A 16,677-nucleotide genomic window follows, 5' to 3' on the forward strand; every position below is an offset into this window, starting at 1 on the left:
GAATGAAATGAACACTGTCAGAGTGAAGACGACGACGCCGGACCGGCGGAGACGCCGGGTGGTCGTCACCGCCGTCATGCTCGCCGGGTCACTGGTGGTCGCGTTGCCGGGAACGGCGATGGCGGCCCGGCCGCCCGGTGATCCGGCGCCGCTCAGCGCGCCCGAGGAGGTGTCGGTAGCAGCTGTGCCGGTCAAGGCTCCCCCGCCCGACTTCACCGTGGCTCGAGCGTTGCGCGGTGCCCAGAAGGTCGCTTGGCCGGCGGCCGGGGTGACCGATGTCGACCTCACCCCGGCGAAGCCGCAGGCGAAGCAGGCCGTGCCGGCCGGGAACCTGCCGGTCCGGCTCATTCCGCCGACCTCTGGCGTCGGCCCGGCCGCCGCGCAACCGGCAAAGGTGCGCGTCGAGGTCCTTGACCGGAAACTCGCCGAACGGGCCGGCACCCCCGGCGTCATGGTGCGGCTCAGCCGCGCGGACGGGATGAACAAGGCGGCACCGGTGACCGCCGAGTTCGACTACTCGGCCTTCCGTGGCGCGTTCGGTGGGGACTGGGCGTCCCGGCTCCAGGTCGTGACACTGCCGTCCTGCGCGGCCACCACCCCGGACCGGGCGGAATGCCGCGCCAAGAAGCCGCTGGCGACCAGGAACGATGCGGCGGCCGGGCGGGCTTCGGCCGCGGTGACGGCGGAACCCGCCGGTTCGGTGTTCGCGCTGGCCGCGGCTCCCGCCGGACCCACCGGCGACTACACGGCGACGCCGCTGTCCCCGGCCGGGTCGTGGGGCGTCGGCCTCCAGAGCGGAACCTTCACCTGGCAATACCCGTTCAAGATGCCCGAGGTGCCGGGCGGGCTGGCACCGAGCCTCGGCCTGTCCTACAGCTCCGGCACCATCGACGGCCGGGTCGTCTCGACCAACAACCAGGCATCCTGGGTCGGTGACGGCTGGAGTCTCGGCGCGGGCGCCATTTCGTGGCAGTTCAAGCCGTGTGCCGACGACGGGGTCGAGCCGAAGACCGGCGACCTGTGCTGGGCCGGCAACTACGCCACGATGTCGTTCGGGAGCCACTCCAGCGAGCTGATCTTCGACGACGACGCCAAGACCTGGCGGCCGAGGAACGACGACGGTACCCGGGTCGAGTACCTGGCAGGCGCGGACAACGGCGACCGCGACGGCAACCACTGGCGGGTGACGACGACCGACGGAACCCAGTACTACTTCGGGTCCAAAAAGGAGACGCAGTCCACGTGGACCGTGCCGGTGTTCGGCAACGACCCGGATGAGCCGTGCCACGGCGCCGACTACGCCGGGTCTTCCTGCGATCAGGCGTGGACGTGGAATCTCGACTACGTGGTCGACCGTCACCACAACACGATCAAGTACTTCTACGACGTAGAGCGCAACAGCTACGGGATCGACGTCGGGCGGGCCACGGCCGGCTACACGCGCGGCGGCACGTTGCGCCGCGTCGAGTACGGTGCCAACGAGCAGATCGCCGGCGCGGCACCGGCCGTCGTCGACTTCGATATCGCGGATCGGTGCGTGCCGGGAGCGGACTGCGCGCAGCACACCAAGGAATCCTATGTGGACACTCCGTGGGATCAGCAGTGCGACACCGCGACCTGTGACAAGTATTCGCCTACCTTCTTCTCGTCGAAGCGGCTGGCGAAGGTGACCACGAAGATGGTGGACAAGCCGGTGGATTCGTGGGCGCTCGACCAGAGTTATCCCGATCCGGGGGACAAGACAAGCGCCGCGCTGTGGCTCAAGAGTGTGACGCACACCGGGCTGGCAGGCGGAAGTGCCGCGGAACCGCCGGTCGTGTTCAACGGTGACGCGCAGGCCAACCGGGTCAACAGTGCCACGGATGGGTTGCCGCCGATGAACAAGTACCGGATCGCGGCGGTGCGCAACGAGACCGGCGGGTCGGTGCAGGTCAACTGGGCGCCCGTCGACTGCACCCCGGCTTCGCTGCCGGTGCCGGAAGCCAACAAGCAGCGATGTTTCCCCGTCCGGTGGTCGTTCGGGCAGGTCGAACCGAGGGACGACTGGTTCACCAAGTATGTCGTGGGGCAGATCGTCAAGAGTGACCTGGTCGGTGGCGCGCTCGCGGAGCTGACCACCTACGAATATCTGGACGGCGGGGCCTGGCACTTCGGCGACAGCCCGCTCGTCCCGGCCGACAAGCAGACCTGGGCGGATTGGCGCGGCTACGGCAAGGTGATCGAGCGCCACGGCGACCCGGCCGCCGACCCCGGCGTCAAGGCGTCCAAAAAGGAGTATCGCTACTTCCGTGGCATGAACGGGGACAGGCTCAACCGAGAGGGTGGCGTCAAGCCGGTCTCGGTCGAGGACTCCCAAGGGGGAAGCGCCGAGGATTCCGACGGACTGGCCGGATTCCTCCGGGAAGAGATCACCTTCAACGGAACCGCGGGAGCCGAGGTTTCGGGCAGTGTCACCGACCCCTTCCGCCGGCAGACCGCGAAGCAGGGCAGTCACCTCGCCTACGTCGTACAGCCCGGGACGACCCACGGCCGGACGGCACTGGCCTCCGGTGGCGCCCGGCGGACCGAGTCGACCAGCACGTACAACGACGAGGGCATCCTCACCCAGGTGAACGACCTCGGTGATGTCGGCGATCCGAAGGACGACCGGTGCAAAACCATCGGCTACGCACGTGATCCCGGCAAACTGGTGCTGACCCTGCCGAGCCAGGAAGTCACCGTCGGTGTCGCCTGCGGCGCGGCCGCCGCCTTCCCCGGGGATTCGATCTCCGACGTCCGCACCTTCTACGACGACGGCGGACTGGGTGCTCCGCCGACCACGGGCGCGACGATACGCACCGAGGTCGTCGACGGCTATCCCGATGGGAAGCCGAGTTACGTCACCAATGGCGTGGCGACGTTCGACGGCTACGGCCGTGGGCTGACCACGTCCGACGCGCTCGGCCGGACGTCCAAAGTGGCCTACGAACCGACCTCCGGGCCGCCTGCCAAGGCCACGTCGACCGACCCGGCGGGCAATGCGACCGTGACGACCCTGGATCGGACCACCGGCAAGGCGGTCCAAACGGTGGATGTCAACGGCCGGCGGACCGACGTCGCCTACGACCCGCTCGGCCGGGTCACCCAGGTGTGGAAACCCGGTCGCTCCAAAGACAGCCAGGAGTCGGGGCACGTGATCTACGGCTACGACGTCCGCAACGACGGTGTCAGCTCCGTCACCACACAGACGTTGAAGGCCAACGAAAACTACGTCACGTCCTACGCGCTATACGACGGATTCGGCAGGTCCCGGCAAACACAGTCGCCGGCTTGGATGATGCCGGGCCAGAAAAGCCGCGTGCTCACGGACACGATCTACGACTCCCGCGGTCTTGAAGTCAAGGCCAACGGCAGCTACCTGGCCGCCGGCTCGGCGGGCAAGGGTCTGGTCGCCACGACCGGCGGTGACGCCGATGTGCCGTCTCAGACCACCACCGAATACGACGGTGCCGAACGGACGACAGCCTCGGTGTTCCGCAGCGCGGGTCTCGAGCAGTGGCGGAGCAGCGTCGAACACCGTGGTGACAGCACCGCAGTGACCCCGCCCAAGGGTGAGACGGCGACGACCACGCTGCTCGACGCACGTGGCCGGGCAATCCAGCTGAGCCAGCACCAGTCGGCGACTCCGACCGCGGCCGCCGACGTCACGAAATACAGCTACACGAAGGCGGGGCTGCCGGAAACGGTGACCGACGCCGCGGGCAACATCTGGAGCTACACCTATGACGTCCGCGGCAGGCGGATCTCGGCAAAGGATCCCGACAAGGGCGAGTCGACCATGACCTACGACGCCGCCGGACAGCTGCTGACCAAAAAGGACGCACGCCAAAAGCTCGTCGCCCACAAGTACGACGTGCTGGGGCGGAGGATCGAAACGCGCGCCGACTCGGCCGTCGGACGGAAAGTGGCCGAGTGGACGTACGACACCGTCACGGACACGAACGGGCCGCTGAAGGGCCTGCTCGCGTCCTCCACCCGTTATGTGGGCGCCGATGCCTACAAAACGGAGGTCACCGGCTACGACGTCGCCTACCGGCCGACGGCCACGACCGTGACGATCCCGGCGTCGGAGACCGGGCTCGCGGGCACCTACAAGTCGACCGCCGGGTACAACGCCGACGGCAGCCTGCGCACCGAGACCCGGCCCAAGCTCGGTGGCAACCTGGCGGGGGAGACGGTCAGCTACGGGTACGACGACTACGGCATGCCGAGCACGATGGCCGGTGCGGACACCTACGTCGGGTACTCTCGGTACACGCCGTTCGGGGAACGGGAAATGGTGCGGCTCGGTGTCGAAGGCGCCGAGACCTGGGAGCGCCGGGGTTACGAACTCGCGTCTCACCGGCTGTCGAGGACGACCGTCGAACACGCGAAGAACACGGATCTGCAATCGGACGTGACGTACGGGTACGACCCCGGAGGCAACGCGAAGTCGTTGTCCACCAAGGTTCCTGGGGTGGCCGAGGATCGGCAGTGCTTCGGCAACGACTACCTGCGCAGGATCACCGAAGCGTGGACGTCGACCGTGGACTGCGCCGGCCCGGGCAGTTCGCTCGGCGGCCCGAGTCCCTACTGGTCAACCTTCGGGTACGACCAGGTCGGTAACCGGAAGACGGACCGGTCGCACGGTTTGGGCGGGGCGAAGGACACCTTGCGCCAGTCCGACTACCCGGCCGCGGGCGCGCCGCGGCCGCACGCGCCGACGGCGGTGACCACGACGGGCCCGGCTCCCACCAAGGTCGACAGCTACGCCTACAGCGAGACAGGTGGCACCATCGGCAGGCCCGCGCCGACCAGCGGCAACCAGGTACTGGCATGGGACGTGGAGGACAGGGTCGTCTCGGCGACCGCGGGCGCCGCGGTGACCACGTATGCCTACGACGCCAACGGCAACCGGCTCACGACGCGGGACGCCACCGGCGCCACGCTGACCCTGCCCGACGGGAGCGAAGTCCGGTACGACACCGCGACAGGCATCGCCAAGGGCAGCCGGTTCTACACCTATGGCGGCAGCACGATCGCCGTCCGCAAGGCGGCCGGTGCCGGCGGGGTCAACTGGATGTTCCAGGACCGCTCCGGGAGCGACACGGTTTCGGTCAACGCCGGCTCGTTCGAGGTGAACCGCCGCCTGCTCGACCCCTTCGGCCGGCTACGGCAGGCACAGCCGGCGAACTGGCCGAGCAGCCGTGGCTTCGCCGGCGGCGCACCGGATCCGGGGACGGGGCTGACCCATCTCGGTGCTCGTGACTACGACGCGAAGACCGGGAAGTTCGTTTCGGTGGACGCGATCCTGGCGTTGGGGAGTCCGCAGCAGTTCAACGCGTACGCGTACGCGGACAACAACCCGGCCACCAAGTCGGACCCGACCGGGTTGATCCCGCAGAGTTGCCCGGACGGCGAATGCCAGAACGGTCACGGTGCCTACCCGGTCGGCGGGAACCCCCACACGCAGCCCGGTGGACCGAGCGTCTTCGATCCTCCGGCGAAGGCGAAGGGCGGTCCCTATGCGACAGGCAAAGCTCCCTTGCCGCGAGTGTGCCGGGACGGCTGGGATCGGGTCGGCTCGATCGGTGCCTTCTGCGGCGACTACTTCGGGAAGGCGAACATGCCTGCCTGCAAGGGGAACTATTCGCCCGCTTTCTCACCCGCCTACCTCGGTAACGGGGGCCCGTCGATGGCGACGTGCTGGGGACAGATGCAGGCGTTCAAGCAGACCGTCGCGAACGACAAGGCGCTGGCCGCGAGAGCGGAACCAGATGACAGCAAAGGTTTGCTGCTCACCTGCGAAGGCGTCGGTGGCACGCTGGAGCCGGCTTCGGCGGGCTACGAGGAATGCACTTCGGCCAAGGAGCCAGGGGCTGTACTGCATACGGCGAGGGTCGCTGTCGCGGCGGGTGTTTCGGTGTCGGGCGGTCAATCGACGAAGTATGTCTTCGGAGCGCACAACCTGGACGACGCCGCAGGCTGGGGCTTGGGAGTGGAAGCGTCCGCCGGCGCGGGCCTGGGCATCAGCGGGAGCGCCGGGATAAGCGTCGATTTCGACAAGAACGGCATGCCAACATTCAGCAAGCCGTCGGTCGGCGGGACCCTGGTCACGGGAACCCCGACGTTCAGGCCCAAGTTCGGCGTGGACGCCAGCGCCGGTGTGGAGTATTCCTGGGTCACCCGGTAAATCCGTGAATGCCACATTGAGGGCTGTCAGGGCCCTCGATGTGGCATTCACGGATCTCCTCGGCTTCCGGGGTGCCGATGTCGGTGAAGATCTCGAGCGCGGATCGCCACGCCGTGTCCGCGCGGTCTCCCTCGCCGGTGCGTGCGTGGATCAGGCCGAGTACGCACAGGGCACGCGCATGGACCAACCGCTGCCCGCGTTGCCCGGCCGTGGTGAGCGCCTGCTCGATCGTCGTGGCCGCCTCGTCGAATTCCCCGAGCTGGAGCTGGTCGCGGGCCAGTTCGGTCAGCGCGGCACCCGCCAGGATGTCCATGCCGTTGCCACTCAGTGTGTCGAGAACCTGCCGGCACATCTCCGCACCGGACGCGGGATCGCCGAGACCGCGGTGTGCACCGGCGAGACCGATCAGTGTGGAGGCCTCGTTGTAGGTGATGCTGATTTCCTTGGCCAGCCGAAGCGCCTTCGCGTAACCCTCGATCGCCTCCTGGTGCCGGCCCTGACGGCGCCGCACGGTCGCGAGGATCTCCCAACCGCCGGCCTCGATCCGCCGTTCACCGACCTCGAGGCTCAGCTCGATCGCCTCGCGAGCCAGCTCGGCCGCGACCTCGAAGCGGCCCGCGTCGCAGTTGGTCTCGGCGAGGCAGACCAGCGAGACCGCCTCGTCAGGACCCAAGCCCAGCTCCCGGCAGTAGCCGAGGGCCTCCTCGAGGTACTTCGCGGCGTCGTCCAGCCGGCCGAGCGCCCAGCTTGCCAGCCCGAGGCCGTTCAACGCGCGATACCCCGTCCGGCGGTCGCCGATCGCTTCGTACACACCGAGCGCCCGCTGGTGCCATTCGATGGCGTCGACGGGCCGCCCGAACGCCAGCCTGGTCGTCCCGATGCCGTGCAGCGCCAGCGCCTCGGCCTCCCGGTTCCCTGCCCGCCTGCTCGCGGCGAGCGCTTCCTCGTGGCGCCTCCCGGCCAGTTGTGGTTGCCCGAGCTGGGCATATGCCCGGCCGAGGTTGTTGAGGCAGTGGCACTCGGCGTCCAGGTCATCCGCCAGCCTGGCCTGCTCCAGCGCCCTGGTGTGGTACTCGATCGCCCGCGGGTAGTCACTGCGGTTGTATGAGATCAGCCCGTTGATGTCGAGGACGGCGGCCTGCGCCCGATGGTCACCGTCACGCTCCGCCGCCCCGAGCGCGGCTTCACATGCGGCTGAGGCCTCGACCGGGCAGCCTCGCAATTCGACGTAGCCGCGTAGGACGTCGATGAGCCGCCAGGCGTTGTGGCGGTGGCCCGGCCAGTCCGCCGTCCTGATCACCGCGGCGAGCAGGTTGGGGCGCTCGGCGTCCAACCAGCGCAAGGATGCCGCCTCGGTGGTCAAGCCGGTGGCGGGGCGCGAGTTCGGCGGCGCGGGCAGCGGCAGCCAGGGCGCGCCGGGGTAGAGGCGCCTGGCGGCCTGGTCGGCCGTGTGCAGATAGAAGTCCGTCAGCCGGACGAGCGCCGATTTGGTGGCGACGCCGGGGTCGTCGGTCTCCGCCCGCTGCGCCGCGTACTCCCGGATCAGATCGTGCATCTGGAACCGCCCCGGCGCGTGCCGGTGCAGCAGGTTGACCGCGGTCAGCCGGTCGAGCGAGCTCGCCGCACCGGCAGGCGTCAGATCCGCGACCGCCGCCGCGGCGTGGACGGTGAAGTCCAGGCCATAGGACATGCCGAGCAACCGGAACAGCCGCCGGTCCGCCACGTTCAGCCGGTCGTAGGAAGAGTCGATGGCCACCCGCACGCCGGCTCGCTCGTCGCCGTCGATGGCGAGTTTCGCCAGCGTGCCGGACTCCCGGAGCTCCTCGACGTACCCGGCGACGCTGCCGTGCGGGTCGGCGGCGAGGTTGGCGCCGGCGATGCGCAGCGCCAGCGGCAGGTGGGCGCACGTCGCGGCGAGGGCAGCGACCGCGCCGGGCTCGGCAGAGGCGCGCTCGACGCCGATGAGGCCGGCCAGCACCTCCGCGGAGTCTTCGGCGCTCAGCACGGACAGCCGGAGTTGATCGACCCCGTGCGTCGCCGCCAGCCCGCGGAGGTCGCTTCTGCTGGTCACGAGCACCACGCACCCCGGACGCCCAGGCAGCAGCGGGCGTACCTGATCGGGATGGGCCGCGTCGTCGAGCAGTACCAGCATCCGGCGGCCGGCGAGCATGCTGCGGTACAGCGCGGTCTGCTCGTCGATCTCGACCGGGATGTGGCCGAGCGGCACGCCGAGCGCGAGCAGGAAGCGGATCAGGACTGCCGACGGCGGGAGCGGTGGATCCGCCGTATAGCCCCGCAGGTTCACGTACAGGTGACCGTCGGGGAAATGCGCGCCGAGCCGGTGGGCGACGTGCAGGGCGAGCGCCGTCTTCCCGATTCCCGGCGGGCCGGACACGTTGATGATCGGCACGGAGTCCTGGTCCGGTCCGGCGACGACCAGCGCCGTGAGCTTCTCCACGAGACGAGCCCGGCCGACGAAGCGCCGGACCGGTGGTGGCAGCTGATCGATCGACGCCGTGAACGGTGTCGTCCCGGCTACCGCTCGTGGCGGGGCCTCCGCCGCCGGTGCCGAGGCGGAGACGCTGCCGGCGAGCAGCTCCCGGTGCAACTGCTGGAGCTCCTCACCCGGGTCGATACCCAGTTCCGCGCGGAACAGCTCCCGCATCCGGCGGCAGGTGTCGAGTGCCTCGGCCAGGCGGCCCGACCGGTGCAGCGCCGTGATCAGCTGGATCCAGAACCGCTCGTGCCACGGGTGCTCGCCGGTGAGCTGGCCGAGGTCGCCGATGATCTCCTGGTGGCGTCCGAGTTCCAGGCCGATCTGCAGCCGGCGCCCGGTCAGCAGAAGCCGCGTCTCCTCGAGTTTCGGCACCACCTCGCGCTGCAGGGACTCCGATGGGACGTCGTCGAGCGGACGGCCACGCCACAACGCCAGCGCCTTGCCGAGCAGTGCCGACTCGGCGACGAGGTCTCCCGCGTGCGCGGCAGCCTTCGCCTCACCGTGCAGCTGATCGACGCGGCTGATATCCAGTTGCCCCGATGCCTCGAGTTCGATCACGTAGCCGCCTGGGCGGGTGAGCACCAGCGGCCGCGGATGGCTGTCGTCACCCAGCGCCCGCCGCAGCCGCATGGCGTAGAGCTGAGCGGTCTTGCGGGCACCGGACGGTGCCGACTCGCCCCACAGCCGTTCCACCAGCTCGTCGACCGACACCGTCCGATTGGCCCGTAGGAGCAACGTGGCGAGCACAACGCGTAGCTTGCCGGTGTTCAGCGCGATCTGATGTCCATCGCGGACCACATCCAGCGGGCCGAGTAGACCGAAGGTCAACACCGACATATGCCCCCCATCGCCGGGACGCAAGTCTAGCCCCGAACACCCTTCAGGTTCCTCCGTTCGCCGGACTCCGCACAGCACGGGCACGACGGACGACACGCATACCCAGACAGAAGCCGCAGGTCAGAAGCTGGTGTGACAGAAATGAGACCGTCGACGCTGAAGGAGGTGAGATGAGCATGGACCGTTCTCGACGACTCGACCGGCGCACCGCCGAGGAACTCCTCGACGGCGCGCCGGGCGGGCGCGACCACGCGCTGAACGCTTTGCTCGCCGCCGCGGCCGGGGCAGCGAGCGAGGCCGAACTGCGTGGGAACACGCGGCGTTCCGGGCCGCTCGTCTCGACCCTGCTCCTCGACCCCGGAGACGTTTGATGATCAAGACGATGCTGGCGAAACTGCTCACGGCCAAGCTCGCGGTGGCGGCCGCCGCGGCCGCTGCCGTGACCGCCGGGGGTGTCGCCGCGGTGGCGGCGACCGGCAACCTGTCCGGTTCGTCGGACTCGCACTCCGCGAGCTCGTCGGCACCGACGACCGCTTCGGCCAAGTCGAGCGTGTCGACCACGGAGGCGGCCGAGCCCTCGCACGGCGACGCGAAGAGCAACGGCGCCGGTCCCAGTGGGTCCCCATCCCCCTCACTGGTCGGCCTGTGCCACGCCTACACCGCCGGCGCCGGATCGGACCACGGAAAAGCCTTGGAGAGCCCGGCGTTCACCGTGCTGATCACCACCGCGGGCGGCAAGGACAAGGTCGACGCCTACTGCGTGAAGACCCTCGCCGACGCCGATCACCCCTCGAAGGGCGCTGCGCCCTCCCCGGCGTCGGCCGCGAACGACCACGCAACGCAGCCCCATCCGACCGAGGGACAGGGTGATGCACACAAGACCGTGCCCACCGTCACCAAACCCGCCCACCCCTGACGCGTCGAAGGCCTGACCCGGGTTCGCGGGCAGGCCTTCGGCGGGTGCGCGCGCCTGTCGGGGTACGCCGCACCGTCGTGAGTGGACAGTGCCGTGGGACGCACTCTCCCTCACGACCTCGGTGACTCTTTCTCCCTCGGAGAGTCACCGTTCGAGAAGCGGGTGGCGGTCACCCGCCCTCCCCCAACGGGGGGCCGCCACCCGCGTCCGTTGCCTGCCAGGGGTCCTTGGTTGTGATTTCCTCTTTCGAATGAAACGTCCAGTCGTTCCCCAGAGACGGCTCGGGCCCCGACCAGGAAGGAGACCATGATGGCGGTAAACCACACCATCCATCGTGGCACGGCTCGGCGGAAACGACCGCCCATCGTCAGAGCGCTGGTCGCGGGGACGCTTGCTGTCGTGGCGGTGGCCGCGGTGGTGGTGATGATTCCGTCGGCGGACGCCGCAGCGAGCACGTTGGGTGCGGCGGCGGCGCAGTCGGGCCGGTATTTCGGCACGGCGATCGCGGGCGGGAGGCTCGGAGACCCGGCGTACACCACGATCGCCGGCCGTGAGTTCACCATGGTGACGGCCGAGAACGAGATGAAGATCGACGCGACCGAGCCGCAGCGGGGGCAGTTCACCTTCGGCGCCGGCGACCAGATCTACAACTGGGCCACGCAGCGCGGGATGAAGGTGCGTGGGCACACGCTGGCGTGGCATTCGCAGCAGCCAGGGTGGATGCAGAGCCTGTCCGGCAGCACGTTGCGGCAGGCGATGATCGACCACATCAACGGGGTGATGGCCCACTACCAGGGCAAGCTGGCGTACTGGGATGTGGTGAACGAGGCGTTCAACGAGGACGGCAGCCGCCGGCAGTCGAACCTGCAGGGCACCGGCAACGACTGGATCGAGGTGGCGTTCCGCACCGCCCGCGCGGCGGATCCGTCGGTCAAGCTGTGCTACAACGACTACAACATCGAGAACTGGTCGTACGCCAAGACCCAGGGCGTGTACAACATGATCCGGGACTTCAAGAACCGGGGCGTGCCGATCGACTGCGTCGGGCTGCAGACCCACTTCACCGGCGGCAGCTCACTGCCGGGCAACTTCCAGACCACCCTGTCGAGTTTCGCCGCACTCGGCGTGGACGTGGCCCTGACCGAGGTCGACGTGACCAACGCATCCACCACGCAGTACGCCGGGCTGACCCAGGCCTGCCTCAACGTGGCCCGCTGCGTCGGCGTCAGCGTCTGGGGCGTGCGAGACAGCGACTCGTGGCGTTCCAACGAGAGCCCGCTGCTGTTCGACGGCTCCGGCAACAAGAAGCCCGCGTACACCGCGGTGCTCAACGCCCTCAACGCCACTTCGCCGACCACTTCTGCGACCCCATCGCCGACCCCTGCACCGACCACCTCGCCCACCACGAGCACGGCGCCGCCGAACGGCGCCAACCAGATCGTCGGAACTCAGTCGGGCCGGTGTATCGACGTGCCCGGCGCGACGCGGAACAACGGCACCCGGGTAGAGCTCTACGACTGCGGCGGCCAGGTCAACCAGCAGTGGACGTACACCGCCGGCAAGCAGTTGACCGTGTACGGCACCATGTGCCTGGACGCCGCCGGCTCCGGCAACGGCGCGGCGATCCAGCTCTACGCCTGCAACGGCCAGACCAACCAGCAGTGGAACGTCAACGCCAACGGCACCATCACCGGCGTGCGGTCCGGGCGCTGCCTGGACGTTTGGAGCACTGCCAACGGGGCACCGGTCCAGCTGTACGACTGCAGCGGGCAGGCCAACCAGAAGTTCAGCCTCGTGCCCATCGGCGGCACCACCACGACCACCACCACCACGCCGCCGTCCTCGCCACCCCCGTCCTCACCGCCACCGGCGAGTGGGACGTTGCCGTCGAGCTTCCAGTGGAGCTCCGGCGGTGCGTTGATCGCGCCGAAGCCGGACGCCACCCACAACATCGCCGGAATCAAGGACCCGTCGGTGGTGTACTACAACGGCAAATACCACGTGTTCGCCAGCGTCGCGAACGCCTCGGGCTACAACATGGTCTACCTGAGCTTCACGGACTGGTCGCAGGCCGGCTCGGCGACGCACTACTACCTGGACCGGACCCCGATCGGCTCCGGCTACCGGGCCGCGCCGGAGGTGTTCTACTTCGCGCCGCAGGGGCTGTGGTACCTCGTCTACCAGACCGGCAATGCGTCGTACTCCACCAATCCCGACATCAGCAATCCCAACGGGTGGAGCGCGCCCAAGAACTTCTACTCCAGCATGCCGACGATCATCCAGCAGAACATCGGTAACGGCTACTGGGTCGACATGTGGGTCATCTGCGACGCCGCCAACTGCTACCTGTTCTCCTCCGACGACAACGGCCGCCTCTACCGCTCCCAGACCAGCGTGGCCAACTTCCCCAACGGCATGACCAACACCGTCATCGCCCTGCAGGACAGTAACCGCGACAACCTGTTCGAGGCGTCCAATGTGTACAAGGTCGCCGGGCAGAACCAGTACCTGCTCATCGTCGAAGCGATCGGCTCCCGCGGCCGGTACTTCCGGTCCTGGACGTCGTCGTCGCTCGGCGGCAGTTGGACTCCGCTGGCCGCCAGCGAGAGCAACCCGTTCGCCGGCGCGAGCAACGTCACCTTCAGCGGCTCCGCGTGGACGACCGACATCAGCCACGGCGAGATGGTCCGCAGCGGCACCGCCGACCAGACGCTCACCATCAGCCCGTGCCGGATGCAGTACCTGTACCAAGGCAAAGACCCCAGCGCGGGCGGCGACTACAACAGCCTGCCCTGGCGGCTCGGCCTGCTGACCCAGACCAACTCCACCTGCTGACCGGGAGCTGGTGACCGCCGCCGGTGCGTACAACGGATCGCCCCCTCCCGCACCGGCGGCGCGAGGCAGGCGTGTGCACCGTTACGATTCAGCGCCCGCGGTGCGAAGAACTGGCGCTTGAGCCGGTCCTGGCTGACCCCCCGTGGCCTGGCACAAGAAGGTGAACCGGTCTGGCACGAACGCGGCGGCGACCACCATCAGGCAGCCTGCGATCACGACCGCCCAGGCCTACTTCGGCATTGCACTCATGCTCTGGAGTACGAACGCGCGCAGCCTGGAACATCCGGGCAACCACGTTCTGCCCACATGGCACCCGCGAATGAGGATGAATGATCATGACCAAGGAGCCGGGTCTTCCCTGCACAACGGCTACAGCTTGACGGGCTGCGCCGGTCCTCGATCGGGCGAGTAAGTGCATAGGGGACCTCGGGTCAACATTCGTCCTTCGGGATGTAGCCCTGCTGACACCCATACTCGTGTTGGAGATCGCCCGAGGTCTTCTGCCGGCCAGGTCCTCCAGGATCGAGATAGCCCTGGTACTCATGGCATTTGGGGTTGAACTTGCCTGCGGTGACGGCACGCTGTCCGCAGCCTGGCCCGTTGGCAGAACTCGCCCGCTTCGTAGTGGATCGCGGCGGAGCACTTGTCGCCGACGTCGGCGCCACAGAAGACGTCGACGGCTTCGAAGTTGAAGCCGACGGCGTTTGTGTCGTTGCCGGACTCGGTGACACCTGGGGCATCACCGAGTGAACGGGCGCGGGCGTTGAGGACGGGCCACATGCGACCAGGGCAAGGCCCGTGGCAGCAGCCAGCAGCGCCTGCACAGCCCGACTCGTCATACACGGGAGTCGACTTCAACCAGCCCGGCGTTGTGATTCCAACTCGCCGACCGCCGGATCGTTACGTGCAGGCCGAGCTCCCGACACGGCGCCCAACCCATGCCTTACCCTCACCAATGAGCGAGAGACGACCACAGATGACCACGGATCCACACTCGGCGCACAGACCGGATCAGCTGGTCACGGTACATGTCGATCAGCCTCGATGATCGCCGGAAGACGTGATCCACAAAAGCGGGTATCGCAGGGTCAAGGCGGACCGCGCGCGGCCGAGCGCACCTGTCCCTACTCCGGTCGATGAGGTTAAGGGGATCTTGGTTGAGGACGGCCCGTGCCGGGGCAGGGACAAGATCAAGTGTCCCCGGTTTCGCCCCACTGTCAACGCCAAATGATGGGTCGGCCGGGCGGACCTTAGTTGGCGGCTTCGGACGTGTTCCGCCAGGCGTGCATGGTGTAGCCGCGGCGCGTCAGCCAGTCCACCACGTCGTCCGGGGAGTATTCGTAGCGTGCGGTGTGCCGCGCCTCGATCTCGATCAGCATTGTCGGCCGGAACGTCTCGATGGTCTGCTGTCCGCCTTGCAGGACGTGAAGTTCCCCGCCTTCGACATCGATCTTGACGAAGTCGAGCCGGGTCAGGCCGGCGGCCGCGCGGAGTCCGTCGAGGGTGGGCATGACGTTGTTCGACTGCGCGGCGGGCCGGCCCGCGCCGCACTACGGTTGAGCGTGCGGGCCGGCGCGTACCCTCCCCCCTCGTCGCGCCGGCCCGCCTCAGCTCGGCCCGGTCACTGTGAGCAGCGTTTGCCGCTGTTGATGCAGCCGACCACCTGGTTCATCAGGCGCTGGCCCATGACGTTGGCGAAGTCGTCGTGGTCCGAGCGCGGGTTGTGCTTTTCCTGTTCGAAGGCGTCCACTTTGTACTGTCCGTTGACCTGCACGTCGCGAGGGATGTCGTAGGTCAGCGTGATCCGCAGCTGCGGGACGTTCTTGAAGCCCTGCGGGCAGCGGCCCTGCTGGTCGGAGAACACGATGTGCGTGCGGTGGTTGGCGCTGTCGATGTTCTTGCCGTCCCAGCAGTTCGGGAAGGCGTGGACGCGCTTCACCTTGCTGCCCTCGGGGCAGATCGGGTACTTGTCGGTGAGCCGGTCCTCGAAGCCGCTGCACGTCCAGCTCGGGCGGGCGTTGGCCGGGCCGTTCGTGCTCTGCTTGGCGTCGCCGTAGAGGATCCGCAGGAACTGCGGCATCGCCACGACCTGCCGCGCGCCGCCGCTGGTGAACGTCAGGTCGGCCCGTTCGACGCGCTGGATCTCGCCTTCGTTGTCGCCGATCTCGTTGTTTTCGTTGACGCCCGGCAGCTCGGCGGGCTTGCCGTCGCTGTTGCCGCCGCCGTTGTCCAGGCCGCCCTGCCCGCCTTGCTTCAACGCGCACGGGGCCAGGCCGCCGAGGTTTTCCGCTTTCGCTCCGGTGCGGCCGATGGCGATCGCGATGCGGTCGAGCGTCGCCTTCCGCTTCTCGGTCAGCGGGTTCAGGACGGCGTTGCGGATGTCCTGCTCCGACTTCAGGTCGCCGCCGGCGATCCGGGTGTTGGCCTCTTTGACCTGGTTGTCGAGCAGGTCGAGGTTGCGCTCGACCTCGGCGGCCGCCGGATCGGGGACGTCGGCGAGCTTGCTGGCGACGTCGGGGCAGTCCACCTGCGTGGCCGCCTTTTCCTGTTTCGCCTGCTCACGATCGCCGGAGACGTCTTTGGCGGGCGGGTTCTCTTCGTCTTCCTCGGTGTCGATGCGGACGACCGGCCAGAAGTACGTCGACTTGTCCCCGTTCTTGCAGGTGGTGCCCGCCTTGGCGAGACTCTCGTTGGTGGAGTCGGCGTTGGTGGAGAGGTTGCCGACGTAGTCGTGCAGGTGCTCGGCGCCGTTGCGGACACCGGGCTGGGCGATGAAGTTGTCGGGGTTGAAGTGGCCGTTCTCGTTGCGGCCGCAGTCCACGGTGAACGTCCCGCGCGCGCCTTGGCGTTGCAGCGCCTGGTTGACGTTCGTGCCCGGTGGTACCTGGGTGATGTCGACGAAGAACGACTTGTCCACTTCGGACGCTCCGGCCGTGCCGGTGCCGCCCGTGGTCGTGGCGACGACGAGGGCGCCGGCGGCAAGGGCCAGGCCGATGCCGAGCGTGGCGATCTTGGTGCGGCGGGTGACGCGGTGTCGGCCCGTGGTGGGATTTCTGGGCATGGAGTTGTTCACCTCGTTCGGGTTTCCCCAGGCGCGGCAAGGTAAAGCGCGGCCTGGGCGGCAACCGGCGGCACGTCCGGTCCGGACGCGCGGGACCCGGGGAGTGGCCGGAGGACCACTGGTCCCGACGTAGACGGAAACGGGCAATTCGGGCAAGCGGTTCAAGTCGGCCTGACTGCGTTATCGTTTCGTTACCAAATCGCTGGGTAGTTAAGGATTCCTCTGCCGCGCAAGCGGTCAACGGAAGGCCGTGAATGGCTCATTGAGGCGCGCCGGCGAACCCCTCGGCGACCGAGCCGTAGGTCACCGACGTCGCCAGC

General features: G+C 68.4%; 8 protein-coding genes. 5 read left to right on the top strand and 3 right to left on the bottom strand.

The genetic code is table 11. From position 1 onward, the window contains the following. Positions 1–7 precede the first annotated feature (7 nt). On the top strand, positions 8–6,211 hold the full coding sequence (locus AB0M82_RS35830; RefSeq protein WP_364731766.1) for an RHS repeat-associated core domain-containing protein: 6,204 nt from the start codon (positions 8–10) through the stop codon (positions 6,209–6,211). Here the strand turns inward: AB0M82_RS35830 and AB0M82_RS35835 are convergent. Then, positions 6,201–9,545: a tetratricopeptide repeat protein gene (locus AB0M82_RS35835; protein WP_364731768.1), complete on the bottom strand. Its 3,345-nt coding sequence runs from the start codon at positions 9,543–9,545 to the stop codon at positions 6,201–6,203. The genes AB0M82_RS35830 and AB0M82_RS35835 overlap by 11 nt on opposite strands. 170 nt (positions 9,546–9,715) lie before the next feature. On the opposite strand from AB0M82_RS35835, the gene AB0M82_RS35840 reads away from it, so the two are divergent. The 4 genes from AB0M82_RS35840 to AB0M82_RS35855 all read left to right on the top strand — a co-directional run bounded on the left by AB0M82_RS35840 (position 9,716) and on the right by AB0M82_RS35855 (position 14,046). Continuing rightward, positions 9,716–9,916 (top strand): hypothetical protein, encoded by a 201-nt coding sequence (locus tag AB0M82_RS35840; RefSeq protein ID WP_364731770.1) that lies wholly within the window; start codon positions 9,716–9,718, stop codon positions 9,914–9,916. Beyond that, complete coding sequence (locus tag AB0M82_RS35845; protein WP_364731773.1) at positions 9,916–10,461, top strand: hypothetical protein; 546 nt, start codon at positions 9,916–9,918, stop codon at positions 10,459–10,461. The genes AB0M82_RS35840 and AB0M82_RS35845 overlap by 1 nt, the downstream gene beginning before the upstream one ends. A 399-nt stretch (positions 10,462–10,860) precedes the next feature. Next, positions 10,861–13,296 carry a non-reducing end alpha-L-arabinofuranosidase family hydrolase gene (locus AB0M82_RS35850; protein ID WP_364731776.1) on the top strand — a complete coding sequence of 812 codons (2,436 nt, stop codon included), beginning with the start codon at positions 10,861–10,863 and terminating at the stop codon, positions 13,294–13,296. A gap of 600 nt (positions 13,297–13,896) precedes the next feature. Next, positions 13,897–14,046 (top strand): hypothetical protein, encoded by a 150-nt coding sequence (locus AB0M82_RS35855; RefSeq protein WP_364731779.1) that lies wholly within the window; start codon positions 13,897–13,899, stop codon positions 14,044–14,046. A gap of 500 nt (positions 14,047–14,546) precedes the next feature. Here AB0M82_RS35855 and AB0M82_RS35860 read toward each other — a convergent pair whose 3' ends face one another. Next, positions 14,547–14,807: an FkbM family methyltransferase gene (locus tag AB0M82_RS35860; protein WP_364731782.1), complete on the bottom strand. Its 261-nt coding sequence runs from the start codon at positions 14,805–14,807 to the stop codon at positions 14,547–14,549. 110 nt (positions 14,808–14,917) lie between these two features. After that, positions 14,918–16,357 carry a DUF1996 domain-containing protein gene (locus AB0M82_RS35865; protein WP_364731784.1) on the bottom strand — a complete coding sequence of 480 codons (1,440 nt, stop codon included), beginning with the start codon at positions 16,355–16,357 and terminating at the stop codon, positions 14,918–14,920. Positions 16,358–16,677 lie beyond the last annotated feature (320 nt).

The organism is Amycolatopsis sp. NPDC051128 (assembly GCF_040682715.1).
In the GTDB taxonomy this organism is placed as follows: domain Bacteria; phylum Actinomycetota; class Actinomycetes; order Mycobacteriales; family Pseudonocardiaceae; genus Amycolatopsis.